Consider the following 26082-nt stretch of genomic DNA (forward strand, 5'->3'; position numbering starts at 1 on the left):
ATCGAATGCGGGCGGATCAGACGCGCGGGGGCTCGTCGTGGCCGGCCGACTCGGCCGCATCGGCATCGACCTTGGTTGCATAGGACGCGCCTGCTGCATGTTCCGGCGGGCCGTACACGGTGTAGAGGACGAGCGGCTCGTCACCGGTGTTCCTGAAGTTGTGTTGGGCACCCGCAGCGACGGCACACAGATCGCCGGCTTCGACGCGATGCGACTGGCCGTTCAGCACTGCTTCTCCGGTACCGGCAACGAAATTCAGTATCTGGTCGGTGGTTTCGTGTACCTCGTCCCCGATTTCGCCGCCGACCGGAATCGTCATCAACACGATCTGCGCGTACTTGCCGGTCCACAACACCTTGCGGAAGTCCGGGTTGGCCCGGGCGATGTCCTCGATCGTGTAGTGGGCCACATTGCCTTCGATGGTGAATTGATCTGTGCTCATTGAAAAATCCTGTTCTCTTGTGTTTCCGTTGATGTGGTGGTCAGGTCGTCTTCTACGGCCGTGGGTGATGTCGGCGACCTCTGTAGCAACCGCATGGCGTTGGCGATCACGACCAGAACCGAACCCTCGTGGACCAGCATGCCGATCGACATCGTCACGCCGCCGAAGAAGACGCCTGCCAGCAGCACTGCGACTGTGAACAGTGCAATTGCGATGTTCTGGCGCATGACGGCAACGGTTCGTTTGGCCAGCAGGATGGATTCCGGCAGCTTGAGCAGATCGTCGCCCATGAGGGCTATGTCCGCTGTTTCGACTGCCACCGCCGAACCGGCGGCACCCATGGCCACTCCGATATCGGCTGTTGCGAGAGCTGGAGCGTCGTTGACGCCGTCGCCCACCATCGCAACCGTGTGACCCCTGCGTTGCAGCTCCGACACCGCGTTGAGCTTGTCTTCCGGGAGAAGTCCCGCGTGGATCTCGTCGATGCCCGTCGCCGAGCCCACTGCCGCGGCAACCAGACGGGTGTCGCCGGTCAGCATGACGACCTTCTCGACGCCGGCAGAGTGCAGTTGCCGAACCATCTCGGCAGCCTTGGGTCGGATTCGATCTGCCACTGCGACAACACCGACGACGGACCCGTCCACCACCACGATCATGGGCGTCTTGCCCTGACCGGCGAACTCGGCTGCCGCTGCTGCAGCGCCGCGATCGTCGGCAATGCGGTACTGCGCCAACAGCGCGTCGTTTCCGACCAGGATGCGCGTGCCGTCGAATCGGGTCGCGATTCCCTTGCCCGGCACCGGGGTCACTTCGCCAGGGGTACCGACAGGCGACACCCCCTCGTGTCGAGCGGCATCGAGAATTGTCTGCGCCAGAGGATGTTCGGAGCCCAGCTCCGCGGACGCTGCCCACCGGAGTACATCGCCACGCCCGAGGCCGTCCGCCAGGACGGCGATATCGGTCAGCTGTGGATGGCCTTCGGTCAGCGTTCCGGTCTTGTCCACCGCGACGGCCGAGATCTTGGCCGACGTTTCGAGGAACTCGCCGCCCTTGATGAGGATGCCGTTGCGAGCGGCCCTTCCGATGCCGGACACGATTGCGACCGGAATCGAAATGACCAGCGCACCAGGGCAACCGATGACCAGCAGAGTCAATCCCAGCACTATGTCGCCGGAGACGATTCCAGCCGTGATTGCCAGAACCATGACGGCCGGGGTGTACCAGGTGGAGAACCGGTCGATGAACGCTTGTGTCTTGGCCTTCGCATCCTGTGCTTCTTCGACGCGATGGACGATGCGCGCCAGTGTCGTGTCGGTACCGACACCGGTGGCCTCGACCTGCAGGAAGCCGCCACGGGACACCGTGCCGGCGAACACTCGGTCCGATTCGGTCTTCTCGACCGGGATGGACTCACCGGTGATCGACGCCTCGTCGATCACTCCCGTACCGGCGACGACGAGTCCGTCCACCGGAACTTTGGAGCCGTTCTTCACCAGAACCCGCTCGCCCATCCGAACCTCGGATGCCGAAATCTGCTGCTGCTCACCGTCACGAACGACGATGGCGAAGTCCGGTGCGACGGCAACCAATTCGCTCAGCGCAGAACGCGTCTTGTCGAGCGTGGCGGCTTCGAGAGCATGACCGATGGCGAACAGAAAGGTGACTGCTGCGGCCTCCCAGAAATTTCCGATGACGATCGCGCCTACTGCCGCGATCGACACCAGGAGGTCGATGGCCACATGTTTGACCATCAGAGCCCGATAGGCTGCGATCGCGATCCGGTAGCCCGCGAGGACAGCCGCGGCGAGCATGAAGACGCTGGCCAGCGTGATCGATGAATCCACGCTCGGGTCATCGCCGGTATCGATCCACCAGTGGTCGAGAAGAATCGGATCGAGTGTCGCGTCGAAGACGTGATCGAGCAGCAACGACAGGGCGATGAGCGCACCGGCGGCCGTGGGAATTGCCCACTGGCTCAGTGCCCATCGCTTGAACGTGGTCACAACGCCGACGGACGCGCGGTGAAACCGGCCTTCGCTACAGCAGCGACGATGTCACCGACGGTGGTGATGTCCGCGTTGTGGTCGACCTCGATGCGGGCCGAGGCGAAGTGCACCTGGACCTTATCTACACCCGCGAGTCGGCCGACCTGCTTCTCGACCTTCGCCACGCACGAGGGACAGCTGAAGCCGTCGGCGCGAAAGACCGTGTGGGTCAGTGTTGCAGTGGATGCTGGGTTTTCTTGCTTTTCGTTCGTCACAAGTACTCGTTTCGGTTGCAGAGCCCTCGAAACTCGGGGTTCGAACCGAGCATGCGCGTTCCCGACCGGTGCGGCACACGGCCGGACTGCCCCGAATCGGGGGTACAAGGTCCTGGTACGTCGATGCCATGTCCACTCGGAGCGTTCGTCGTGACTTCGTCCCGGTTTCCGGTGACTTCAGCCCCTGTCCACGCGACCCGGCGCTGGCCAACATGGAGGTGAACGTGCAGTGTCGAGAAATCAGAGAACAGGAAATCACATGGTCGAATCGGCCAGAATAGTTGTGGGCGTGGACGGATCCGAGGCATCGCTCGACGCAGTGCGATGGGCCGCGTTCGAGGCAGCGCGCCGCCAGGCATCGATCGAATTGGTGACGGCAACCTCGATCGTGCCTCACACGCCCCTCGAGGCGCTCGATGTGCTGACCGACGCTCTCGGCGACCGAGACGCAGCCGCCGACCGAATTCTGGCCGACGCGGTGGGCGTCGTGCACGAAGGTGCCGGGCCGACTCGAACGCACGTCGATACTCGACGCGAACACGGTTCGGCTGCAGCCGTTCTGACCGATACCGCGCGGCGTCCGGAGATGATCGTTGTCGGCGCGAGGGACCGCAGTGAGGTGGCCGACACCCTGCTCGGATCGGTCAGCACCGCGGTGGTGACGCACTCCCGGTACCCGGTGGTCGTGGTCAAGTCGGACTCGGACCGGGACGGCCCGGTCGTGGTCGGTGTCGACTGCACACCGAACAGCCAACCCGCCGTAGCCCTCGCGCTCGAGGAAGCATCGTTGCGCGGCGTCGATCTCGTCGCGGTTCACGCATGGAAGGACGCCGATCGGGGCAGCACCCTGACGCGCGATCTCATCGTGGATTGGTGGGAAGACGAAGTAGCCGCCAATGTTTCGCTTGCCGAGGCCCTCGCAGGCCTCGCGGACGACTATCCCGATGTGACGATCCGACGTGTAGTGGCGCGCGATCAGCCTGTTCGCGAAATCGCCCGAGAGTGCGAGCGTGCGCAACTGGTGGTGATGGGTAGCCGCGGACGGGGCGGTATGGCGTCGTTGCTTCTCGGATCGACGTCCATGGCCGTTCTCCACGCCGTCGACATCCCAGCGATCATCGTCCCCACCGACCGGTGAGTTGCCGGACGCTCAGCGACCGAACAACGACCGCATGCTTCGACGCTCCTTCGTGGGTGGCGTCGAATCCTCGCTGCAGGTGCAACGATCGGATGCCGCAACCGTCCGCATGACGGAGTCGACATGTTTGCCGCAACCGCCCCAGCCGGTCTTGTGGCATTTCTTGCAGGTGACGGGGTAACACATGAGAATCCTCCTGGTACGAGTCGGTCGGAAGTCAGGCCGGAACGTGCGCGTCGGCCCAGGCGTTGTAGCCGCCCAGCAGGTCCGAGACGTCGTCGAATCCCTGAGCACGCAGCAGCGACGCAGCCACGCTCGAGCGCCATCCTCCGGCGCAGTGCATCACGATCGGTTTGCCGGTCGGCACCTGATCGAGTCGAGTTCGCAACTGGGCCAGCGGGATCGGGATCGCTCCCGGTATCGTGCCGAAGTCGCGCTCACCCGGGTTGCGAATGTCGATGAGTGTCACCTCGTCCGCGGCGAGCATCGCGTCGAGCTGCTCGACCGTGGTGCGCGGTGCCGTCTCGACCAAGGTCGCCAGCTCGGCTGGAAACACACCGTCACGGCCGATTCCGAGGTAACCGGTCACGTTGTCGGATCCGATTCGGGCCAGCCGCAGTGCTGCCTCCTGCTCTTCGCCCGGATAGGCGATGAGCACGATGCGACCACCGACCTCCGCGACCATGCCGCCGGTCTCGGCGAAGCGACCGTCGAATCCCACGTTGACCGATCCGCGTAGATGAGCGGCCGCGAAATCGTCCACACTTCTTGCGTCGAGCACCCTTGTGCCGGCGGCGAGTTCGGCCCTCATCGCTTCGGGTGTCAGCTCAGGAACTGTCCGGCCCTGCGGAAGGAGCGGGTGTATACGCTTGTTCATGGCGGCATCGGCGGAGAAGTACGACGGCGCTGCCGGCTGGCCTTCGGTGACGAGTGCCACGAAGGCGTCCGCACTCATCGGCTGCACCGACGGGTTGCTCGCGCGCTGCTCACCGATGGTGGAGGTGAGCTCGGAGGACAGGTTCTTTCCACAGGACGAGCCGGCACCGTGAGCGGGCATGACGGTGACCTCGTCGGGCAGCGTCAGCAGCTTCTCGTGGATCGTCGAATACATTGCACGGGCGAGATCGGCGGTGGACCCGTCCCCGAGATTGACCAGGTCAGGACGTCCGACATCCCCGATGAAGAGGGAATCACCGGTCAGGACCGCGGTGGGCGTGACACCGGGACGCTCCCGCACCAGCACCGAGATCGACTCCCAGGTGTGACCTGGCGTCGAGAGGATCTCGAGTTCGACGTCGCCGAGGGACAACCGCTCCCCGTCGCGCAGTCGCCGGATCGGGTAGTCGGTCTCGGCGGCCTCGCCGAAGCCGATCCAGGCACCGGTCGCGTCGACCAGTTCGAGGTGGCCCGAGACGAAGTCGGCGTGAAAGTGCGTGTTGACGACCCCTTCGATGGTGAGTCCGTACTTCGCGGCGTCGTCGAGATACTCAGCGATGTCGCGACGCGGATCGACGACGATCGCGCGCCCCGTGCTCTGATCTCCGATCAGGTACGAAGCGTGGGAAAGACATTCGAGGTAGTACTGCTCGAGGATCATGGGTTCCTCCGTCTGAGAAGTCTCCGGGCGAGTTTCGCTGGGTGGTAGACACAGTGTGCAATACCCCCTAGGGTATGTCAAGTACCCCCTGGGGTATCCAACGAAGAACAGCTGATAGGGGTGGACCCACGATGACGTTGACACTGGCGCTGGGATTCGGCGTGGTGATCGGCATCCTGCTCGGACTTCTCGGTGGCGGCGGCTCGATCCTGGCCGTTCCGGTGTTGGTGTTCGCGCTGGGAATGTCGCCCACCGAGGCGGTCGCCGTCTCGCTGATCGTCGTCGGCGCTGCCTCGGCCGTCGGGGTGCTACCGAAACTGCGGGCACGGAAGGTCGAATGGCGTCTGGCCGGCGTGTTCGCGGCGACCGGGATTCCTGCCACCTTCGCCGGGAGCGCCGTGGGTCGCCTGCTTCCGGACACAGCGCTGTTGCTCGGGTTCGCAGCGGTGATGGTGGCCGCTGGTGCACGCATGCTCGCCGAACGGAGCGACACCGGAACAGCCTGTAGGACATCGGGATCCGGGATCAACTGGAGGCGATGCGCCCCGCGATCCATCCCGGCAGGACTGGCCGTAGGCTTCGTGACCGGACTGTTCGGCGTGGGAGGAGGGTTCCTCATCATTCCGGTTCTGGTGCTGATGCTGGGTATCGAGATGTCGGTCGCGGTCGGTACCTCGTTGGTCATCATCGTCGCCAACTCCGCTGCAGGCCTCTTCTCGCACCTGAGCGGAACGAGCATCGACTGGGCCGTCACCGCCGCATTCGCGGGCACGGCGATCGCCGGTTCGCTACTGGCCGGACACTTCGGCACCCGCGTCGATACCGCCCGCCTGCAGCGACTCTTCGCTTACCTGGTCTTCGTGGTCGCCGGCTACGTCGTCGTCGACGTGCTGTTCCTCGGCTGATCGGCGCTCTATTCGCGCCCGAAGCGTGCCTCGTACTCGCGGCGCTTCTCCTCGGTGCCTTCGCGTTTCCGTTCCGCGGGGTCGTCCGCCATGCCGTGTTGCCGTAGGCGAAATCCTCGGTACACATTCATCAGACCCAGTGCGAAGTAGAGCACCGGAAGCAGAATCAGGGACATCATCAGCAGCGGCAACCACACCGGTCCGGGAAAGAGAAGGAACAGCAGCAGTAGCGGAACGAGTGGGATCGTGAAACGCAGGACGTGCCGAACAGCAGATCCCCGTCCCAAGAGATCGTGGTGCACCCACGGATTCAAGTCCGCGGGCAGCGTTCCACCCAGGTTGTAGGAAATCCATTGTCGTGCTGTCGGCTCGAGCATGAGAACGACGCTATTGCGTGACGGTCAACGCCTGCAGGTGCCATCGGTAACGGGCATGTCGACGAAAGTCCCTTCTCGCCCGAATGCGAACCTTTGGTCATCGACACTGGTGCACAAGGTCCCCAGCCATACGCCGCCGGCCGCCGTAGCGTCGTGATTTCGAGGCCACATCGGCTCGTTCACCGAATGCCGATCCGAGGACGCTTCATGACCGCAGTCGCCGATTCCACCAGTGTTCGTTCGATCGACCCTGATCCGCCGATGCCGGCTACGGTCCGAGAGACGCACAGCGCTTATGTCTTCATGGTGGGCGATGTTGCCTACAAGATGAAGAAGCCCATCCGCACCGACTTCCTGGACTTTCGCTCGGTCGATTCACGTTGGGTCGCATGCGATCGCGAATTCACTTTGAACTCCCGGTTCGCACCGGACGTCTACCTCGGGATCGCGGAACTCACCGACCTCGCAGGTGGTCCGGCCGAGCCACTGCTGAAGATGCGTCGACTCCCCGATTCCACCAGGCTGTCGACCCGCGCACTCGCCGGCGAGAATCTCTCGAGCGACCTGAACGCAGTCGCGAGGGTCATCGCATCCGCCCACCGAAGCGGGCCGAGGAGCGCCCGCATCGACCACGAGGGGCATCGAACGGCAATTGCGCAACGCTGGCAGGACAATATCGACGAAATGCGCACGGTCGCAATCGGCGTCGTCGACACGGATCTCATCGAGAAAATCGCCGGGTTGGCGTCGAACTTCATCAGCGGACGGTCGCATCTGTTCGAGCACCGAATTGCTCAGGGAAGGGTGGTCGACGGTCACGGTGATCTCCTGGCCGACGACATCTTCTGCCTGCCCGACGGACCCCGAATTCTCGACTGTCTGGACTTCGACGATCACTTGCGCTTCATCGACGGAATCGACGACGTTGCCTGTTTGGCAATGGATCTCGAGTACCTGGGTAGACCGGACGCCGCTCGGTTCTTCCTCGACTCGTATGTGGAGGCGGCTGCCGACAGTCCCCCACGGTCACTGATCGACCACTACATTGCCTACCGAGCGCTCGTTCGCGCCAAAGTGGCGTGCATACGGTTCGGCCAGGGCCACACCACATCGAAGGACGACGCTCGTGCCCACCTGCGGCTCGCTCTCGCGCATCTGCAGTCCTCGTCGGTCACCGTCACACTGATCGGCGGATTGCCCGGGACCGGAAAGAGCACCTTGGCAGCAGCGCTGTCGAAGCAGACCGGTGCCCTGGTGCTCTCCAGCGACGTCGTTCGCAAGGAACTCGCCGGCCTGGACCCCCACGACCGCCGTCCTGCCGATATCCGAAGCGGGCTATACACGCACAGCGTCACCACCCATACGTACGCGGAACTCCTCCGTCGGGCCCGCGAATTCGTCGCGATGGGCAGGTCGGTGATCCTCGACGCGTCGTGGACCGATCCGGAAGAACGCAGGCGTGTGCGGACACTCGCAACCCTAGCTCATACCGACCTGCGCGAGTACGTGTGCCGAGCGCCCGAACGGATAGCACTCGATCGCATCGAGTCCCGCCCTCCGGGTCCATCCGACGCTTCACCCGACGTGTACGACGCGATGGCGCGCAACGATCTGCCGTGGCCGGAAGCCACTGTGATCGACACCGGGATCGACACCGGGATCGACCGAAACGATCATGGCATCAACGCGATTCACCGGATCCTCGCCGATATCGGCTGATTCACCCACCCGACAGGAGACATCGACATGACACTTCTGGTATCGAGCGCTGGCCCGTCGTTCGGCGACAGGTTCGACGCACAGATCATGCGCAGTCCTCTCGAGGCGCAGCTGTTGTTCGTGCAGGATCGAATCCGACTGATGATGCGGGTCCAGGGGGCCACCCGTCCCCGGGATCTCGTCGCGGCACCCCGGTTCGCCGCTCTCCTGTAGCCGAAGCGGTAATACCCCCGATCCGAGCCTCCGGGCTTTTCGCTCGAGTCCGGTGAATTTTTCACTCGGACTTGTGTTTCGAGTACCACGTGACGGGGAACAAAGGTCGTGGAACGATCGGCACGACGCGAAACGGATCACGACGATGACGGATGACCAGGTCTGGCGCCTCAAGGGTGCGTGCATCGACGATATGGATGCCTACGACTCGCAGCAACTTCCCCGCCACGGACGCAAGCGAGCAGAGCGGGCATGGCGCTTGTGCGCCGACTGCCCGGTGCTGCGGGACTGCGCCGAGCAGACGGCTCGCGATATCGAATCGGGTCGCATTCCGGTGGGAGTGGTTGTCGCCGGTGCTGCGTATCACGACAACGCGAGCAACGGCCGTCGCACGGACGCGTACCGCACACTCGAGTTTCTCATCGGGCGTCCGCTGGCCAACCCTGCCGCCTGATCACGGGACAGTAACGGATCGCTACGAATCAGGTCACGCCAACAGCTCTGTTCGACGCGTTTTCGGCGCGTCTGCGAGTGTCTGACCTGGGGCGTTCCGCCTCGGGTGACAATAGTGCGCATGGATGCAGGTCAGGCTCTTCGCAGCTTCGAGCCGAACGATGTGCAGAAGGCTCTCGACAACCGTGCACCCATCGAGCAGGCCAAAGGGATCTTGATGTCGTTGCATCGCATCGGGCCGCAGGCGGCATTCGACATGCTTGCCGAGCAGTCGCAACGCACCAATCGCAAACTTCGCGAGGTGGCACTCGACCACGTGCGTTGGGCATCGGCTGGGTAGCCGAAAAGGTTTGGCCCCACACGCTGTTTTTTCAACGTGCGGGGCCTAGGCGATGGAGCAGTCCGGACTACACAATCGCTTGAGTGCCGTATGCCCTGACGCGGCTACCCGAAACATCGTCGTTCGTCACCCTCGGCGAAGGGCTCAGAAGCGCGCCAGAATTGCTCGGGCACAACGCACTACGGTTGCGCGATCGTACGACATCACGTAATCGAACTCGCGGTCGGCGTCGACCTCGCCGCGGTGCAGATCGATCGCTGCGAGCACCCCACAGAAGTGCGGGCCGAGCACCACCACGTTCCACTCCTCCACGAGCGGATCCGTCGGATCGAGGGGCGCGTGCATGATGCCGCCCTCTTGCACGTATCCCATGCCCACGCCGTAGACGCCTGCGTACGAGATTTGCTCGGCCATCGAGACCCACCGCCCACGGGTGGTCGCGGTGAAGTGCTCCGCCCGCTGAAAAGTGCCGAGCACCAACGTTTCCGGACCAGCGGCCGCGGCCTGCATCTCCAGAGACGTACTCATCGCCACCAGCAGACGCTTGGTGCTGCGGGTGGCGGTCTTGCCTGCGGACGCGATGGCGTACGGTGATTCGGCGGCGACAGCAGGTGTGCTCCAGGTCGGGAACGGGGGCATCACCTCGGCCGCGTCGGCAGGAAGCTCCTCCGTCGTTTCCGCCGCCGGATACAACTCGCCCACCCCGTAGGTCGCTCCGAGTCCGAGTGCGCGGGTGCGATGGAGTGCAGTGTCGACTCCGCTGGCCACCACCACCGCTCCGGTTCGTTCGACCTGAGCCGAGACGGCATGGGCGGTGCGAGCAGTGGCGAGATCGGGGCGCCGGGTCACCATCGATCCGGCGAGGATGATCACGTCGGGTTCGATGAGCGGCAGGAGAGTCATCGACTGCGGCCGACGACCGACGTCGTCGACGGCCACCACTTTGCCGTCGCGCCTGGCCTTGTCGATCGCTGCGAGGGTGCGGGCCGGACTGTCGACGAGTGCCGCTTCGGTGACGACCACGATGTCTCGGCGCAATTGTTCTTCGGTGGCGGAATCGAGTGCGGCCAGGGAGTCGACGTCCATGGAGACGAGCATCGGCAACCGCACCGACTGGTTGATTCGAGCCACTCCCCACGCGAGAGCGTCGAGTTCGCGCTTGGCGTCCATTGCTCTGGCTGCACGCTTGAGCGCGTCGGCCGAGGCGAGCGGACCGTTCTCGGGACCGCGAAGTTGAACTTCGATCGCTGCGAGCGCGCCGTTGTCCAGTCGACAGACCGGGGCGAAATACGGATGCACCGTCAGCTCTCCCGTGTCCGTGTCGACTGCAGATCCTGCTTCGGCCAGCGCGAACGTCACACCTGAAGTTTGACACGAAAAAAGGACCCCCGTCACGCGGGGGCACATCCATTTCCAAACCTGTCGAGCATGCTCTTCTCTTCGCTTCTCCCATGCTCGCCGTCGGAGGTGTCATCGACGCAATCACAACTATCTCGTTTGGGTAACTTTGTATAACGCAACGGTAACAACGGGGCCGCCTCTACCCCTCGGAACGAAAGGCCCACGGTCGCCACGAAAGCGGTCCGAAAGCCGATGTCGCAGTGCATTTCCGAGACGTCCGCCGGATTCCGTTACCATTGCATACAACAAACATACCGACCGGATTGTGACTTGTCACAGACTTGCCTCGAAGCAATTTCTGCAGAAGTTTCGTCGCCCTAACGTCCCTCCCGGTTGCCGGAACACCGGCACCGCCGGACCCTCGCGGGGGCCCGAAGCCGCTTTCCGACTTGGAGGATCGATCGATGACGCTCAACCCGCCGACCCGCTCACGCACGCTCTCCGCCGCAATTGCCGCTCTTGCCATCACCGGAGCGACACTCGGTGCCGCCAGCGCCGGTGCCGCCACCATCTCCCCTGCCGGCACCGCTTTCACGGCACCCGGCACGATCGTCGTGAGCACACCCGCTTCGTTCGGAGTGCCGGTGAGTTGTTCCATCTCACTGTCCGGCACCACCAGTGCCGACGGCTCCTCGGCATCGATCACCGACGCCCAGATCAGCGGTTCCAACCGTCTGTGCGGCCTGCCCCAGCTGAAGAACCTGCCCTGGACTCTCACCCCCACCAGCGCCACCACCGGAGAGGTCTCGAACGTGGGCTTCTCGTTGGTCGGCTACAACTGCGGGCCCGCCACGCTGGCCGGATCGTTCGACAACATGACCAACACGCTCACCGCGACGAACCAGCCGATGTCCGGCAACTGCACCGTCAACAGCCTGTCGGTCCAGCCCAACCCCGCCTTCACCCTGTCCTGACTCCTCCCGTCCCATCTCGTTCCGCACCACCCATTCTCGACAAGGAGAACACGTGAAGATCCGCAACAAGACTGTCGTCACGATGACGGCATTGGCGTCGAGCATCGCCCTGGGCACGCTCGTCGCCGCCCCGGCGAACGCTGCCGACACGCTTCCCATCACGTTTCAGGCCGACACGACGACGATCATCGCCAAGACCGGCCAGCCGGTGGTGTTTCCCACCACCGACCTCGCCACGGACGTCGATCTGGTCGGAGGCACGGTGACCGGAACACTCGCACTCCCGCAGGCATCGGCCGACCTGAAACTCGGACCGGCGACGCTGGCCAACTTCACGATCTCGATCGTCGACGCGACGCCGGTCTCCGGCACCATCGTCCGCGGTGGACCGGACGAGGCACCGACGTTGGACCTCGACGTCGCGCAGAGCTTCAAGATCCGCATCGATTCGGTGAAGCCGTTGGGCATCGACACCGGGTCGGCCGGATCGGCCGCGGTCGATCTGATCCCGGCGGGTAGCAACTGTGTCACCGCCGAGACCACCGCCAACCTGTCCGGTTCGCTCGATGCGATCGACCTGATTCAGAACAACCAGGCCGATGCACACGTGAAGGGCACGTATACGATTCCGCAGTTCCAGAACTGTGGCGCGTTCACCTCGGTGCTGAACGCGATCATCGCCGGTCCGGGCAACACTCTCGACGTGCACCTGACCGACCCGGTCTTCGACATCGGCACCCGGTCCGCGATTGCGGCAGAGGTGGCGTAGCAGTTCGCACCTCGATCGGCGGCGTCGACCGGTTCCATCGCGGAACTCGGTCGACGCCGTCGTTCATTGCCGTTCGTCGACCGGGTGGACGGACGGCTCCCCGTCTTCGTACTCCGTGACGCGGTTGCCGCCGATCCGCTTGGCCCGATACATGGCTCGATCGGCTCGGCCGAGCAGCACATCGACGTCCCCTACGATGTCCCGCGCCTCGACAACCATGTGGGCGACGCCTATCGATGCCGTCAAGGGGGACCGGTCGGTCGCGTCGCACAGGCGGATTCGCAGTTCCTCGGATCGATCGATCACCGAGTCGACTTCGCCCAGGCAGACGATCGCGAATTCTTCGCCGCCGAGTCGAACCGTGACGGCCGGCGCCGGGAACACATCGAGAATGCGGTTCGCGGTGAGGCGAATGACCGTGTCTCCGTGCTCGTGGCCGTATCGATCGTTGACGGCCTTGAAGTTGTCGATGTCGATCACCACGGCGGCCACCACTGTCTCGATCCCGGATCGAAAATCGAGGTTGCCGATCGCCGCGTCGAATCCCCGGCGGTTCTGCAGTCCGGTGAGCGGGTCGTAGAACGCGCCGGTGGCGTCGCGGCGCAACAGCATCAGAAACGAGTGGCAGATCAGCGGGGCCGAGAACATCACCAGGATCAGCATCACGAGGTAGAGATTGGTCTGCAGACGCTGCGCCGGTTCCTCGACCATGGCCGAGACGTATAGGGCGGCAAGGGTGACGAAGGCGAAGAGGTGATGAGCGGTGAACACCTTGGGGCCGTGGAAACCCACGACGTAGCTGCCCATCACCGTGAACAGTGCGGCCATCGGCAGCATCTCGGACGACTCGTCGAGGGTGAGGAGTACTGCGGCGAGCACGATATCGGCGTACATCACGAATGCGATCGACATGCGCCAGCTCGGCCAGCCGCCGATCAGCCAGGCCAACCCCAGCGGAGGCGTTGTGACGATGGTCGACCACAACGCCCATTGCCCCGGGCCGCTGTCTGCGAGACCCGGGATCGTCAGGGCGATCACCGCAGCCGCCGCGTAGAAGAAGCAGAAGATCCCGATGAGAATCCGGGTGACGTGCAGTGCTTGCTGGGACCGTGCATACGCAACGTTCCACCCGTAGTCGACCGGGAGCGACCACCATTGGCGAAGACTGTTCACAGGTCTCGAGCAGCTTTCCTGAGGGTCACGACGCGGATGGACAAGTCAACCACAGACGAAACCACCTGGTCCGCAAACTGGAAAACTTGCGCCTATCCCCGCATACCGTCGGCCAACTCGAACACTCGGCCCGCGTAGGTCACCATGAACGCATCGAGGGCTTGCTGGGACAGTTCGGGGCACCCGGCTCTGCGAAAGAAATGCTCCAGATCCACCAGTCGATCCCCCAGTCCGACGCGTTGTCGGTCCAGGGCCTCGAGCTCGACGACCAACGCCTTCAGTTCCTCGACCTTGCGCAGTACGTCGTCCATCGGATCACCGTCCACTTCACTGGGCCTACCAAATTTGGGCGGCGGAGCCGGGCTTCCCTCCCAACTCCGCCGAGCCCGACCTTACTCTCGATCGAACACATGTGCGAATTTCTGAAGGCTAGCTCTCGGTTTATACCACCTACCCTGTGCACAATCCGAGAAAGTGACCTACAGTCTGTGACATGCTCCAGAAAAGGGGTCCGAACGGGGTTCGACCACCGGGTTCGACCGATCCAATTCATTTGGCGCTCTTAGCAATCCTCACGATTGCCGTGATCGCTCTCGTCGTCGTTGCGATCCAACAGGGCCGCCTCTGATCACGAACCTCAGCGTTCACTATCGACTGCATTCGACGGCATTCCGCGTTCTTCGCACGCTTCCGAACGCTCAGGTCCGCGGCAATGCCCGGCCGACGGCATCGATCGAACGTCGACGTCGCCTGACCACCTCGATGATCTCGTCCACCACGCGTCGCGTATCGCCCATCGCCTGCACAGCCGAGTAGCGCAGAACCAACCACCCCTCCAGGACCAGCCGATTCTGGCGGCGACGATCGCTGTCGAAGGCCTGGCCGGACGTATGGAACTCGCGTCCGTCGATCTCCACGATCACCCGAGCCCGAAAGTCCACGAGGTCGCCGAAATACGGCCCTACCCGCGCATTGATCTCCATGAAGAAATGCCGAGCGGACAGTGCCCGTGCCACCACTCGCTCGGCCTCGGATCGAGTGCCGAGGCAGCACAGACGCAGTTGTCTCCGTACGGCTTTCATGCCGTGCATCCCGCGAGATTGCTCGCAGACCGTCGCGATCCGACGCCGCAGAGCCGGCCGCGCGATTGCCGTGTCGAAGAACCTCTCCAACTCCTCACCCGTCAGAGTTGCCGCCACGTCGACGAACACCTGCGCCAACGTCACCACCGGAAGACCTCGGCAACGGTCCGAGTCGGGGAGGCGTCGTCGATGGATCTTCACCCACGACGGTGCCTGCTGCCTGGCCGAGGGCGGCACTGTCGCCGTGACCTGCGGCGGCTCCTCCTCGACCAATCCCCACACCCACGCCGCGGTCAGATGGCTCAGCACAGCGTCGGGCTTCCACAGAGTCACCGCCGTGCACAGGTCCAGGTAGTCGGGCTCGTTTTTCGCATAGATTCCAGGCAGCACTCGAATCAGTTGCCCGGAGGCAGTTCTGCGCGTGATGGTGCTGCGGCTCATCCCCCGAGCCATCAGATCGACCGCCGTGTGTACCCCCATACCGATACGGTGAACGATCGACGACGACTGCGCCAGTGCCGTTTTCGAAACCTGTGGATAGTTGCGGGTTATCCACAGGCGGCCCGCACCTGAGCGTTCACTATCGACTCCGCGAGGCGGCATTCCGCGTTCTTCGCACGCTTCCGAACGCTCAGGTCCGCACTTCGGGCACCATCGTCACGTGTGCCCCCGGATCCGCAGCGAGTACCGCCGTCCTCATCGCACGCAGATACGCGAGATAAGTCGGGTACCCGCGCAGTTGTCGCGGGCCGATGGGCACGAACGTGCCCGATGCCGGGTTGCGAACGAACTGCTCGATCTGCGAACGCGCCTGTGCGCCATCGAAATCGGCGTCGACGGTGACGATGAACCGCATCACCGTGTCGCGTTTTCTCCCCAATACGAGACGGTGCACTCCGAACCAGAGGCGGGTGCCGTCCGGTCCCAGATACTCGATGCCCCATCGACCGAAACTACGTTCGGCGGTGTCGACGACCGTTCGGGCGAGATCCTGAACGGCCATCGTCGACGAGATATCGATGCACGCGTCTTGACGACGTGTGGTCATCGATTGCCAGCTTTCTACAATTCCACCGAATACCTCCCCGACATTCGGTGCATATCGGGCGAATCTAGCAGCTCGCCCGAGAATCAGCACGGCTACGGCATCGATGCGCCGACCGCTGCAGCAACCTCGGCCGCCATGGCTGCAGCGGTGCTCGAGGTGGGGTGCACGCCGTCGAAGGTGGCTCCGGGCCGATCGAGCAGTGGCGCGAATTCGGCGACGGGTATGCCGCGCTCGGCGGCCAGTGCTCGAATTTCGTCGTTCAGATCGTCGGCGCTGACCTTGCGCGACGACGGCACCGTGGCGATCACGACCGTGCCGACCTCGTGGGCCCGGTCCAAAATCGCGCGTAGGTTGTCGATGATCCGGGGCAGCGGTACCGATCTGGCGAGGTCGTTGGTGCCGCCGTTGACAACGAGGATGTCCGGGTTCGCTGCCAGCGCGTCGTCGGTTCGGGCGAGGATCTGCGTCGTCGTCGCGCCGTTGATTCCCAAGTTGCCGCCGTCGGCCGCGGGAGCATTGTCTCCGCACACGAGGTACGAATACCACGACGTGTTGCCGTGAATTCCCCAGTCGACGCGTGAATTACCTTGCGCCATAGAGTCTCCCAGCGTCACCAACCGTGGCCCGGTGTCGTTGACGCTCCACCCGAAGCAGTGCGCGTTGCGGACCGTCAGCACCGGCTTCTTCAGTGGCCCTGCCACGAGCGCGGCGGCGAGCGCCAACCCGAGTGCCCCGGCGATCCACAGTCGAGTTCTTCGCACGCCGGGGATTCTGCCCTACGGGTGACGCGGGGAATCAGTTGCAGTCGGGGAAGTCCACTTCGGTCGCTGCCGGGACCGATTGCGGCTGAACCGGTGCCTGCGCCTCGCCGGCCACGGTCGGTTCGACGAGGTTGTACTCGATGGTCTTGGTCTGTCCCGGCTCGATGACGACCGGCACGTAGAACACCGGATGGCCACGCTCGGCAGCAGTCAGCAGGAACAGGGGAGTTCCGTTGATGGTGGCATTCGTCAACGTTGCGCCCTGAGTTGCGTACAGCGCCACCACCGATCGATTGGTTCCCGGAGGTCCGTCGTACCGGGTGGAGTCGTTCTGTCGGCCGGCGATGTAGGTGGTGTAGTCCTGCTGTGCGGCATTGTTGGTGATCTCGGCGACGACGCGGGTGGTCCGAGTCGGGCCGTCGCAGGACTGCGCGGAATAGGTGACCTTGCGCTGCAGGTAGTAGTCGAGCTTGCCGCCTGCACCGTTGTTCACCACCACCGCGGCGTACGGGTCGGGGCTGTCGGGAACTTCGTGGCCGATCTTGGTCGGACCCAGGATCGCTTGCAGTGCCGGGTCCGCGCTCCACACGGCGATGTGGCCTTCGCTGGTGGCTTTGCCGAGTGCTTCGAGCAGCGCACTGGGAGATCCGATGTTGCCCTGCATCTTCGCGACTACCCGGGCGGCGATGTCCTGGAGGTAGGTCTTGCGCGCGGCATTGTCGTCCTCGAAGCGGAAGTAGGCGTCGGACTGCGTTATCTGCACGACGTTGGATCCGTCGATCACCTCGCCGTCGCCCATCGTGATGGGGCCGACGACGTCGAGGATGTAGCCGAGGGCAACGGGATCGGTGGCCAGAGCGCCGTCGACACGTTCTCCTGTCTCCTGCTCCCACATCGACTGCCAGATCTGACCCGCGTACGGGAAGTGCGGGCTGACGTTGCTGTTCTGCCAGTTCTGGGTGGGTTGAAAGCGGCTCTCGTAGAAGTTGAAGAAGTCCGGCCCGAGATCGATTGGGTCGTAGGGAATTCGGAGCTCGGCATTGCTGGCCAGCGAGTCGACCGCGACCTTGCCGTCGACCGCGCGCACGATGCCGAATCCGCCGATCAATCCACCTGTTCCGCGAGATTCCGAGAGAGTCTGGAAGGCCATGAAGTAATTGCGGGGGCCGTCGGCACCGAGCATCGCGGGGAGCACCTTGGCGGCGATGTCGGTGTTGGTCAACAGGGTCGTCAGCTCGTGCGTCTGATCCTGCAATTGAATCCGAGCGTCGCCGACCTGCGCGACGAACGTCGGTTCTTCGATCGCCCGGGATTGCGCGTTCAGTACGTCCGCCGCAGCCGCTGCCTGAGACAGCGCGGGCGAGGCGTCGCGCAGGGCGGCGATGTCGATGGCACCGTCGGGACCGCGCAGCTGACTCGGATCGAGTGTGGCCCCCACCTCGACCGACGGCGTCAGCACGTCCACGGTCAGCCCGTTGACGACGTCGGTGATCTGCGAGACGACGTCCAGCGGTTGGCCCACGTACGGAATCGCGGCGGCGGCCTTCCAGATCAGCGAATCGGTGGCGTCCTTCGCCTGGGTCGAGGTACGCACCGCGTCGTCCACGGAGGTCTCGGCCTTCTGCGTATCCCCTGCCAGCAGTGCAGTTTTCGCTGCCTGGGCGTAGTCGCGAGCCTGATTGAGGTAGGTGTACGCGGTATTGGCCGTGTAGGCGAGCCAGGCACCGAGTCCGAGCGCAACGACGACGAACACACCGACACCGAGCAGGATGCGTCGACCGGTCTTCTTCTTGGAACGACGACGCCTGCTGCGACTACGAGAGCTGCGATGGTCGCCGTACGGGTAGTCGTTGTCGTAGCTCATGGCTGGATGGGTGCCCTTTCGTTGCGGCTAAGACTACAAACGACGTCCTCTCACCGCGACACGACTCTCGGGCGGGCTGCGCCGGTGCACGACCGGCGCAGCCGTCGACGTCAGGATCCGAGGAGTGCGCTCACCGCGGTGGTGCCGCTCTCGGCACTTCCGCTGCTGATCAGCTGGATGATGACCTCGGCGATGATCTTGGCGATGAATACGTCCATAGCTACTCCTGTTGTGAAGTACCCCCGACGGGATACAGACGGACCTACGAGTGCTGCGGCCGTTTGTGACCGGCCACAACGAGACGGAAGGTAGCAGCTGGATCTGTCCGAACGGTGGTGCTGTGGGCGCAGCCACAGCGCTGCACCCGTTTGTACAAATTTCTCAATTTGTCCAACACGATGACAAATTCCGTGTATTGTCCAATCCATAGTGATCGGCCTTACACAAGGAGTGACGATGACCGCATCGAATGTCGACGATCAGGCGCAGGCGCCGGTCGACGCGTGGCACGACCGCAAGCGATACCTCTGGCTGATGGGCCTGATTCCGCCGACGGCGGTGTTCCTGGCGACCGGCCTGGTCTGGGCTTTCAACCAGCTCGGCTGGAACGCTGTGTCTCCGGTGTGGTGGTGGATCGGCGCGCTGCTGGTCTACGGATTGCTCCCGATTCTCGATCGGTTCTTCGGTCCCGACGGCGACAACCCGCCCGACGAGGCGATGAAGGCACTCGAAGAAGACAAGTACTACCGCTACTGCACGTACGCCTACATTCCGTTCCAGCTGGCGAGCTTGGTGTTCGCCTGCTACCTCTGGTCGGCCGACAACCTGTCCTGGCTCGGGACAGACGGAGGGCTGGGGCTGATCTCCAAGATCGGTCTGGCGATCAGCATCGGCGTGATGGGCGGCGTCGGCATCAACACTGCGCACGAGCTCGGTCACAAGAAAGACAGCCTGGAGCGTTGGCTGTCGAAAATCACACTGGCACAGACGTTCTACGGCCACTTCTACATCGAGCACAATCGCGGTCACCATGTTCGCGTCGCCACCCCCGAGGATCCGGCGAGCTCGAAGTTCGGCGAGAGCTTCTGGGCCTTTCTCCCTCGCAGCGTCTGGGGCAGCCTGAAGTCGTCGTGGGAGCTCGAGAAGACGCGCATGGAGCGATTGGGCAAGAGCACGTGGAGCATTCAGAACGACGTGCTCAACGCGTGGCTGATGTCCGTGGTTCTCTACGCGGTGCTCGTCGCGGTGTTCGGTCCGATCGTGTTGCCGTTCCTGGTGATTCAGGCCATCTACGGATTCTCACTGCTGGAAACGGTCAACTACCTCGAGCACTACGGACTGCAGCGTCAGAAGAAGGAGAACGGCCGCTACGAGCGGTGCACTCCGGAACACAGCTGGAACTCCGATCACATCGTGACCAACATCTTCCTGTATCACCTTCAGCGACACAGTGATCACCATGCCAACCCCACCCGCCGCTACCAGACCTTGCGCAGCATGGACGGGGCACCCAATCTGCCCAGCGGATACGCGAGCATGATCTCGCTGGCGTACTTCCCGCCGGTGTGGCGCAAGGTGATGGACCACCGCGTTCTCGACCACTACGACGGTGACATCACGAAGGTCAACATCCAGCCGTCCAAGCGGGAGAAGATCCTCGCCCGGCACGGAGCCAAGTGATGGCCGCCTTCGAGTGCCCGGTGTGCGAGTTCGTCTACGACGAGACCAACGGCGCTCCGCGCGAGGGCTTCCCGGCCGGCACCGCATGGTCCGAGGTACCCGACGAGTGGCCGTGTCCAGACTGCGGTGTCCGCGAGAAGATCGACTTCAGGAGTAAGGCATGAAGCTCTACCGCTGCGTTCAGTGTGGATTCGAGTACGACGAGGAACTGGGCTGGCCCGAGGACGGGATCGAACCCGGCACTCGCTGGGACGATATTCCCGACGACTGGTCGTGCCCCGACTGTGGCGCTGCCAAGGCCGATTTCGAGATGGTCGAGGTCGAACGCGGGTGAGTACGTCCGCTCCGCACGCGATCGCGATCATCGGATCGGGTGCCACCGGATACACCGCGGCCAAAGTACTACGCGCAGAGGGTTTCACCGGGTCCATCACGATGATCGGGAGTGAACAGGCTGCGCCGTACCGACGACCGACGGTGTCCAAGGAGTTGCTGACCGGAACCAAGTCGATCGAGCAAGTCCAGCTCGGGTCGGCCATCGACGGCGTCGACGTTCGCTCGGGTGTCACGGCTGTCGGCGTCGCCGATTCGACTGTGCTGCTCGACGCCGGCGACCCGGTTCCGTACGACGCGCTGTTGCTGGCAACCGGTTCTCGGGCACGGCAACTCGATCTGCCGTGCCACGTGTTCACCCTCCGCGGTGTCGCCGATGTCGAGCCCTTGCACGCCGACATTCTGCGCACCGGATCACTCCTGGTGATCGGCGGTGGACTGATCGGATGCGAGGCGGCCGCGGCTGCTCGGTCTCTCGGCGCAGAGGTCACCGTCCTCGAAGCAGCAGCGGCACCGCTCAACCGGATCGCTCCGGCCGCGATCTCGCAGATGTACGTCGACCTGCACGCAGACAACGGAATCGCGTTCCACAGCGACGTCGCCGTCACCGACTTCACCGAGCAACGTGACGGAACAACTCTCGTGACCGCAGCGGACGGTCGTTCGTGGTCGGCCGGCACGGTGCTGGTCTCCGTCGGCTCGGTGCCCAACGTCGAACTCGGCGCAGACATGGGCCTCGAGATCGGATCCGGCGTTCTGGTCGACGCGGGGATGCGCACCTCGACACCGAACGTGTACGCGGCGGGCGACGTGGCAGAGGTACCCAATCGAATCCTCGGCGGGACGTATCGCAGCGAACACTGGAACGGCGCGTTGGATCAGGCCGCCCGGGCCGCCCGTTCGATGATGGGCGTAGAGCCCGGCGATCTCGATGTCCCGTGGGGTTGGTCCACCCAACACGGCGTCAACCTCCAGTTCGCGGGTTGGACCGGCCCCGACGACGAGTACGTCATTGCCCGCGGCAGCATCGCCGACCGTCGCTTCACCGCATGCGCGCTGCGTGACGGCCGACTCGTCGGGGCAATCGGAGTGGGATACCCGAAGGACATCAGGCAGGTCAGGGCGGCGATCGCGACCGGTAGTCCCGTCCAACGTGATCAATTGACGGAGGCCTGGTTGGACGGTCCACAGGCCGTCGTTCGATAGAGTCGTGCTCATGCCCGCAGCCGAACAGACGTCGACCCCCGGTCGATACCGCGTGGCTGCCTCCACCCTCGCACGCGACACCGCGCTCGATGCCCTGCGTGAACTGTTGCACGCGCGCACCTGGCGCACCGTCACCATGAGTCACATCGCCAAGGCCGCGGGCTTGAGCCGACAGAGCCTGTACAACGAGTTCGGTTCGCGGCGCGGAGTCGCACAGGGATACGCGATCAGGCTGACGGACATGTTCGTGGACCTGTGCGGTTCTGCGTTGTACCAACATCCCAATGATGCTCGTGCAGCACTGCAGCAGGGCTTCTCCGCGTTCTTCGAATTGAGCGTGCTCGATCCGCTTGTGCGATCGCTGCACGGCGACGACGCGCCAGAGGATCTGCTCCGACTCATCACCACCGACAGTGCCGTGCTCATCGAGCGTGCGGGCGACCGTCTCGCAGAAACACTCCAACACGGCTGGGTCGGTGCGAGTCCACGACACGCCGACATCGCCAGCAAGGCAATCGTGCGCTTGGCCCTGAGCTACATCCCCGAGCCGCCCGACGACATCGCCGCTGCCGCAGACGACATCGCGCTGCTGTTGACGCCGTTCATCGATTCCATCACCGGCGACAACTGACCTCGACGTCCACAGCACTCCCCTGCTCCACTGCTCTCCACCCCCTCGCTCCCATACGCCCGCGGATCCCGCAGCCGCCCCCGGATCCCGCCGCCCCCGGATCCCGCAAATGCGCGCGCGTTTGCCAGGTGCGCGCGAACTAGGCCCGGATCGATGGCGAATCCGAACGCCTCTGACGAATGCGCGCGCGTTTGTCGAAGTACAGACGGATCAGTCGACGTCGATTCGACTCCGCGGCGGCCCGGCGGGCGCGCTTCTTCCACCTTCGCGCAGTGCGACCACAGTCCACCCTGCGCCCATGACGGACAGGACCAATACAGCTCCAATTGCGATCATGGACCAACAATGGACTGCTTTCACCCGGAATTGCGCAGTCCAGTATGCGAGAGTGGCATGCATGGACTCGTTCGACGCTTCTGCGATCTCGGCCCCGGATCTGGCCGCACGGATCGACCCATCGACGTTGCGGAACCGATCCGGTGGTCCTCTCTACCTCGAGATCGCCGACGAACTGCGTCGGCTCATCGAGAACGGTGAGGTCTCGGCCCAGACGCGACTGCCTGCGGAGCGCGCGCTGTCGATCAGCTTGGACGTCAGTCGGGTGACGGTGGCATCGGCGTACCGACATCTGCGCGAGGGTGGGTGGATCAGCGCCCAGCGAGGCTCCGGCACCTTCGTTTCCCCGACGGGTTCGATGCCGTCGTGGGGTTCGCTGGCCGGCGACCGTGAGACTGCGAATCTGGAATTCGTCAACGCATCGCCCTCCGCCTCGCCCCTGCTGTCCGAGGCGTACGGTGTTGCGGCAGAGAAGATTCGAGACCGTTTCACCTTGGGCGGATATGCCCCGTCCGGCCTGTTCGAGCTCCGCGAATCCATTGCCGCGTACTACCGAGGGCGTGGCGTACCGACCACCGCAGACAACATCCTCATCACCTCCGGTGCCACCGACGCCATCCACGCGGTGTTGGCCACGTTCACCGAGCCCGGGGCCCGCGTGTTGGTGGAGCACCCCACGTATCCGGGTGTCGTCGAACTCGTTCACTCTCTCGGTGGTCGTTGCATCCCGGTGCCGATCGATCCCGACAACACCGACGAGTTCGTGGCTGCAGCAGACAGGGCCGCACGCCAGAGTGCACCTACGCTTGCGTATTTCATGCCCGACTTCTCCAATCCATCCGGTGCGCGACTCCCCCTTCGCACTCGCCGGCAGCTGTCCGCCACCATGCATCGCCATGCCGTACTGACCATCGTCGACGAGGTAGCAGCGGACCTGTCTCTCGACGGGTCACCCGACATCGAACCCTTTGGGGCGGCAACCCCGGATGTGGCGACGGTGACGATCGGGTCCACGAGCAAGACGGTGTGGGGAGGGTTGCGGGTCGGCTGGGTTCGGGCCGAGGCAGGTCTGGTGGCGAGAATCGCTGCAACCTATGCGCGACGCCAACTTTCGGTCTCCATACTCGATCAGCTGGCCGCTACCGAATTACTGAGCCGATACGACGAGGTCCGTCGGGTACGCGCTGAGGCGTCGATAATCGCCCGAGACCACACCGTCGCATTGATGCGTGATCATCTGCCGGACTGGCACTTTCGAGTACCGAACGGTGGTCTGGCGTTGTGGTGTTCTCTACCCGACGGAATTCGATCCAGCGATCTCGTCGCCGACGCCCAGTCGCAGGGACTACTGCTGGCACCCGGACTCAGATTCGGAACGGGCTACGCCTTCGACGATCGACAGCGCATACCCTTCACCCGCTCGCTTCCCGACATCACCTCGGCGGTCGAGATCCTCACGCGTCTGTCTTCGGAGCACACCCCGACGCCGGCCGTCGCGTCGAGCAGACCCGCGGCGGTGGTGTGAGTGGCGGCGCCGCACCGTCTACCCCGATCGCGCGTCCAACCCCCGGCCCGCAAACGCGCGCGCGTTTGCCAGACGCTCGCGAATTGGCCACCTGTTCGCTTGCTGAATCGCGCGCACCTGACGAATGCGCGCGCGTTTGCGACGCCAACACCCAACCTCCGATGTCCGACGGCCTCAGCGCACCGACTTCTTCTCGTAGATCGCCATCGACCAGGCATACCCGATCACCGTGATCACCGCGCACCATCCCAGTGCGAGTGGCAGATTCGAGCCCAGCGGCTCCCCTGTCAACAGTCCACGCAGGGTTTCGACGAACGGTGTGAACGGTTGGTAGTCGGCGAACCATCGCAGTCCCGACGGCATCGTGTCGGTCGGGACGAACCCGCTGCCCAGAAACGGCAACAGCAGCAACAACATCGGCAAATTGCTCGCGGTCTCGACCGACTTCGACGCCATTCCCATCGCCACGGCCAGCCAACTGATGGCAAACGCGATGAGTACCACCATTACCACCGCCGAGATCCATTCCAGCAAGCCTGCATTCGGTCGAAATCCCACGGCGAGTCCCACTGCCAGTACGACCACCACTCCGAGAACGGCCTGCACGGTATTGCCGAGCACGTGGCCGGCGAGAACCGCAGCCCGCGAGATCGCCATCGTTCGGAACCGCGCGGTGATGCCTTCGGTCATGTCCATTGCGACGGTGGTCGCCGTCCCACCGGCGGTGCCTGCGATCGTCATGGCGAGGATGCCCGGCATCACGTACGGCAGATAAGCGGCCCGTCCACCTTCCGGGTTCACACCAGGAAGCCCTGCCCCGAGCGTCCCTCCGAACACGAAGACGAACAACATCAGGAACACCACCGGTGCTCCGATGACGAATATCGTCAGACCTGGATACCGCACGATGTGCAGAAGACTTCGGCGCAGCATCGTGATCGAGTCGCCCACTGTGTACGTCATCGCTGTGGTCATGACGCCTCCTTGCTGTCGGTCCGGCCTGTCAGTGCCATGAACACGTCGTCGAGATCAGGGGTGTGAATGCTCAGATCCTCGGCTGCAACGCCCGCCGTATCGAGCCGGGTCAACACGGTCTGCAGGGTGTCGACGCTTCCGTCGGTGGGTACCGACAGCGCCAGGCCGTCAGTGTCGACCACCGCGCCGTCGAAGGCTCTGGTTGCGTTGCCGAGCGCTGCTGCGTCGGCGAATCGAAGACGGATGTGACCGCCGGGCATGCGACGTTTCAGCTCGTCCGGGGTGCCGTCGGCGACGATCCGGCCGTCGTTCAGCACGGCTATTCTGTCGGCGAGTTCGTCTGCCTCGTCGAGGTATTGGGTCGTGAGCAGCACCGTGGTGCCGTCGGCCACGAGGGATCGGACGATGTCCCACATGGTGCGTCGGCTCCGTGGGTCGAGACCGGTGGTCGGCTCGTCGAGGAAGATGACGCGTGGCGGTGCGACGAGAGTCATTGCAAGATCGAGCCGTCGGCGCATACCACCCGAGTACGTGGACAACGGCTTTCGACCGACCTCGACGAGGTCGAACTGCTCGAGCAGTTCTGCGACGCGCGGCTTGGAGCGTGACCCGAGATGACGCAGTCTGGCCATCAGCATCAGGTTCTCCTCACCGGTCAGGAGGTTGTCCACCGCCGAGAACTGGCCAGTGAGACCGATTGCTGCACGTACGCCGTCAGGATCACGGACGACGTCGCAGCCAGCTACTGTTACCGAACCGCTTTCCGGCCGAACGAGAGTGGACAGAATATGGACCACCGTGGTCTTGCCTGCCCCGTTCGAGCCGAGCAGGGCGGTGACTGTGCCGGCGTCGACGGTGAGGTCGACGCCGTCGAGTACACGTTTGTTGCCATAGGACTTTCGCAGTCCGCGGACATCGATTGCGGATGTTCTCATTGACT

At 63.9% G+C, this 26082-nt stretch carries 29 protein-coding genes; 14 read left to right on the forward strand and 15 right to left on the reverse strand.

The window, feature by feature from the left end; all coding sequences use genetic code 11:
- Nucleotides 1–16 precede the first annotated feature (16 nt).
- The 3 genes from AB0366_RS04400 to AB0366_RS04410 are packed head-to-tail and all read right to left on the reverse strand — an operon-like array spanning nt 17 to nt 2702.
- Nucleotides 17–442 (reverse strand): cupin domain-containing protein, encoded by a 426-nt coding sequence (locus tag AB0366_RS04400; protein WP_366242834.1) that lies wholly within the window; start codon nt 440–442, stop codon nt 17–19.
- Complete coding sequence (locus AB0366_RS04405) at nt 439–2445, reverse strand: cation-translocating P-type ATPase (RefSeq protein WP_366242835.1); 2007 nt, start codon at nt 2443–2445, stop codon at nt 439–441. Before AB0366_RS04405 ends, AB0366_RS04400 begins: the two co-directional genes overlap by 4 nt.
- Entirely contained in the window at nt 2442–2702 is a 261-nt protein-coding gene (locus AB0366_RS04410) for a heavy metal-associated domain-containing protein (protein WP_366242836.1), read from the reverse strand. Before AB0366_RS04410 ends, AB0366_RS04405 begins: the two co-directional genes overlap by 4 nt.
- A gap of 259 nt (nt 2703–2961) precedes the next feature.
- Here AB0366_RS04410 and AB0366_RS04415 point away from each other — a divergent pair, with 259 nt between their 5' ends.
- A complete protein-coding gene (locus tag AB0366_RS04415) occupies nt 2962–3840 on the forward strand; it encodes a universal stress protein (protein WP_366242837.1) in 879 nt (292 codons plus the stop codon).
- Nucleotides 3841–4057: 217 nt separating this feature from the next.
- Here AB0366_RS04415 and AB0366_RS04420 read toward each other — a convergent pair whose 3' ends face one another.
- Nucleotides 4058–5437, reverse strand: coding sequence for a rhodanese-like domain-containing protein (locus AB0366_RS04420; RefSeq protein ID WP_366242838.1), 1380 nt, complete (start codon nt 5435–5437; stop codon nt 4058–4060).
- Between the two features lie 131 nt (nt 5438–5568).
- On the opposite strand from AB0366_RS04420, the gene AB0366_RS04425 reads away from it, so the two are divergent.
- Nucleotides 5569–6342: a sulfite exporter TauE/SafE family protein gene (locus tag AB0366_RS04425; protein ID WP_121871086.1), complete on the forward strand. Its 774-nt coding sequence runs from the start codon at nt 5569–5571 to the stop codon at nt 6340–6342.
- A gap of 8 nt (nt 6343–6350) precedes the next feature.
- Here AB0366_RS04425 and AB0366_RS04430 read toward each other — a convergent pair whose 3' ends face one another.
- Complete coding sequence (locus AB0366_RS04430; RefSeq protein ID WP_121871087.1) at nt 6351–6719, reverse strand: DUF5313 family protein; 369 nt, start codon at nt 6717–6719, stop codon at nt 6351–6353.
- 207 nt (nt 6720–6926) lie between these two features.
- On the opposite strand from AB0366_RS04430, the gene AB0366_RS04435 reads away from it, so the two are divergent.
- The 4 genes from AB0366_RS04435 (at nt 6927) to AB0366_RS04450 (ending at nt 9444) form a co-directional block, all read left to right on the forward strand.
- On the forward strand, nt 6927–8438 hold the full coding sequence (locus AB0366_RS04435; protein WP_366242839.1) for an AAA family ATPase: 1512 nt from the start codon (nt 6927–6929) through the stop codon (nt 8436–8438).
- Between the two features lie 27 nt (nt 8439–8465).
- The gene (locus tag AB0366_RS04440; protein ID WP_366242840.1) at nt 8466–8651 is read left to right on the forward strand and encodes a hypothetical protein; all 186 of its coding nucleotides are present in this window, start codon (nt 8466–8468) and stop codon (nt 8649–8651) included.
- A 145-nt stretch (nt 8652–8796) separates the two neighbouring features.
- Nucleotides 8797–9105 carry a WhiB family transcriptional regulator gene (locus AB0366_RS04445; RefSeq protein ID WP_094613236.1) on the forward strand — a complete coding sequence of 103 codons (309 nt, stop codon included), beginning with the start codon at nt 8797–8799 and terminating at the stop codon, nt 9103–9105.
- Nucleotides 9106–9225: 120 nt separating this feature from the next.
- Complete coding sequence (locus tag AB0366_RS04450; RefSeq protein ID WP_121871090.1) at nt 9226–9444, forward strand: ANTAR domain-containing protein; 219 nt, start codon at nt 9226–9228, stop codon at nt 9442–9444.
- 144 nt (nt 9445–9588) lie between these two features.
- On the opposite strand, the gene AB0366_RS04455 is transcribed toward AB0366_RS04450, so the two are convergent.
- A complete protein-coding gene (locus AB0366_RS04455) occupies nt 9589–10803 on the reverse strand; it encodes an EAL domain-containing protein (RefSeq protein ID WP_366242841.1) in 1215 nt (404 codons plus the stop codon).
- Nucleotides 10804–11249: 446 nt separating this feature from the next.
- On the opposite strand from AB0366_RS04455, the gene praA reads away from it, so the two are divergent.
- Nucleotides 11250–11759: an alkane oxidation protein activator PraA gene (gene praA / locus AB0366_RS04460; protein WP_366242842.1), complete on the forward strand. Its 510-nt coding sequence runs from the start codon at nt 11250–11252 to the stop codon at nt 11757–11759.
- A 52-nt stretch (nt 11760–11811) separates the two neighbouring features.
- On the forward strand, nt 11812–12528 hold the full coding sequence (locus AB0366_RS04465) for a hypothetical protein (RefSeq protein WP_366242843.1): 717 nt from the start codon (nt 11812–11814) through the stop codon (nt 12526–12528).
- Between the two features lie 63 nt (nt 12529–12591).
- Here the strand turns inward: AB0366_RS04465 and AB0366_RS04470 are convergent, their stop codons facing one another.
- The 6 genes from AB0366_RS04470 to AB0366_RS04495 all read right to left on the reverse strand — a co-directional run bounded on the left by AB0366_RS04470 (nt 12592) and on the right by AB0366_RS04495 (nt 18456).
- Entirely contained in the window at nt 12592–13701 is a 1110-nt protein-coding gene (locus AB0366_RS04470) for a GGDEF domain-containing protein (protein WP_366242844.1), read from the reverse strand.
- Between the two features lie 92 nt (nt 13702–13793).
- A complete protein-coding gene (locus AB0366_RS04475) occupies nt 13794–14012 on the reverse strand; it encodes a hypothetical protein (protein WP_037194183.1) in 219 nt (72 codons plus the stop codon).
- 387 nt (nt 14013–14399) lie between these two features.
- Nucleotides 14400–15263, reverse strand: coding sequence for a DUF559 domain-containing protein (locus tag AB0366_RS04480; protein ID WP_366242845.1), 864 nt, complete (start codon nt 15261–15263; stop codon nt 14400–14402).
- Nucleotides 15264–15414: 151 nt separating this feature from the next.
- A complete protein-coding gene (locus AB0366_RS04485; RefSeq protein WP_366242846.1) occupies nt 15415–15831 on the reverse strand; it encodes a hypothetical protein in 417 nt (138 codons plus the stop codon).
- A gap of 92 nt (nt 15832–15923) precedes the next feature.
- Nucleotides 15924–16592 (reverse strand): GDSL-type esterase/lipase family protein, encoded by a 669-nt coding sequence (locus AB0366_RS04490; RefSeq protein ID WP_366242847.1) that lies wholly within the window; start codon nt 16590–16592, stop codon nt 15924–15926.
- Nucleotides 16593–16626: 34 nt separating this feature from the next.
- Nucleotides 16627–18456 (reverse strand): DUF4012 domain-containing protein, encoded by a 1830-nt coding sequence (locus AB0366_RS04495; protein ID WP_366242848.1) that lies wholly within the window; start codon nt 18454–18456, stop codon nt 16627–16629.
- Between the two features lie 456 nt (nt 18457–18912).
- Here AB0366_RS04495 and AB0366_RS04500 point away from each other — a divergent pair, with 456 nt between their 5' ends.
- The 5 genes from AB0366_RS04500 to AB0366_RS04520 are packed head-to-tail and all read left to right on the forward strand — an operon-like array spanning nt 18913 to nt 22306.
- A complete protein-coding gene (locus tag AB0366_RS04500) occupies nt 18913–20136 on the forward strand; it encodes an alkane 1-monooxygenase (protein WP_366242849.1) in 1224 nt (407 codons plus the stop codon).
- Nucleotides 20136–20300, forward strand: a complete 165-nt coding sequence (locus tag AB0366_RS04505; RefSeq protein WP_128645885.1) for a rubredoxin — start codon at nt 20136–20138, stop codon at nt 20298–20300. Before AB0366_RS04500 ends, AB0366_RS04505 begins: the two co-directional genes overlap by 1 nt.
- Nucleotides 20297–20470, forward strand: coding sequence for a rubredoxin (locus AB0366_RS04510; protein WP_027495558.1), 174 nt, complete (start codon nt 20297–20299; stop codon nt 20468–20470). Before AB0366_RS04505 ends, AB0366_RS04510 begins: the two co-directional genes overlap by 4 nt.
- On the forward strand, nt 20467–21675 hold the full coding sequence (locus tag AB0366_RS04515) for an FAD-dependent oxidoreductase (protein WP_366242851.1): 1209 nt from the start codon (nt 20467–20469) through the stop codon (nt 21673–21675). Before AB0366_RS04510 ends, AB0366_RS04515 begins: the two co-directional genes overlap by 4 nt.
- A 10-nt stretch (nt 21676–21685) precedes the next feature.
- Nucleotides 21686–22306, forward strand: coding sequence for a TetR family transcriptional regulator (locus tag AB0366_RS04520; protein ID WP_121871100.1), 621 nt, complete (start codon nt 21686–21688; stop codon nt 22304–22306).
- A 210-nt stretch (nt 22307–22516) separates the two neighbouring features.
- Here AB0366_RS04520 and AB0366_RS04525 read toward each other — a convergent pair whose 3' ends face one another.
- Nucleotides 22517–22642, reverse strand: coding sequence for a hypothetical protein (locus AB0366_RS04525; protein ID WP_259468044.1), 126 nt, complete (start codon nt 22640–22642; stop codon nt 22517–22519).
- Nucleotides 22643–22703: 61 nt separating this feature from the next.
- Between AB0366_RS04525 and AB0366_RS04530 the strand changes: the two genes are divergently transcribed.
- The gene (locus AB0366_RS04530; protein WP_366242852.1) at nt 22704–24167 is read left to right on the forward strand and encodes a PLP-dependent aminotransferase family protein; all 1464 of its coding nucleotides are present in this window, start codon (nt 22704–22706) and stop codon (nt 24165–24167) included.
- 174 nt (nt 24168–24341) lie between these two features.
- Here AB0366_RS04530 and AB0366_RS04535 read toward each other — a convergent pair whose 3' ends face one another.
- Nucleotides 24342–25142, reverse strand: coding sequence for an ABC transporter permease (locus AB0366_RS04535; protein ID WP_366242854.1), 801 nt, complete (start codon nt 25140–25142; stop codon nt 24342–24344).
- Nucleotides 25139–26077: an ATP-binding cassette domain-containing protein gene (locus AB0366_RS04540; RefSeq protein ID WP_366242855.1), complete on the reverse strand. Its 939-nt coding sequence runs from the start codon at nt 26075–26077 to the stop codon at nt 25139–25141. The genes AB0366_RS04535 and AB0366_RS04540 overlap by 4 nt, the downstream gene beginning before the upstream one ends.
- Nucleotides 26078–26082: the final 5 nt, after the last annotated feature.

The organism is Rhodococcus sp. NPDC076796, from assembly GCF_040702765.1.
Taxonomy (GTDB): Bacteria; Actinomycetota; Actinomycetes; order Mycobacteriales; family Mycobacteriaceae; genus Rhodococcoides.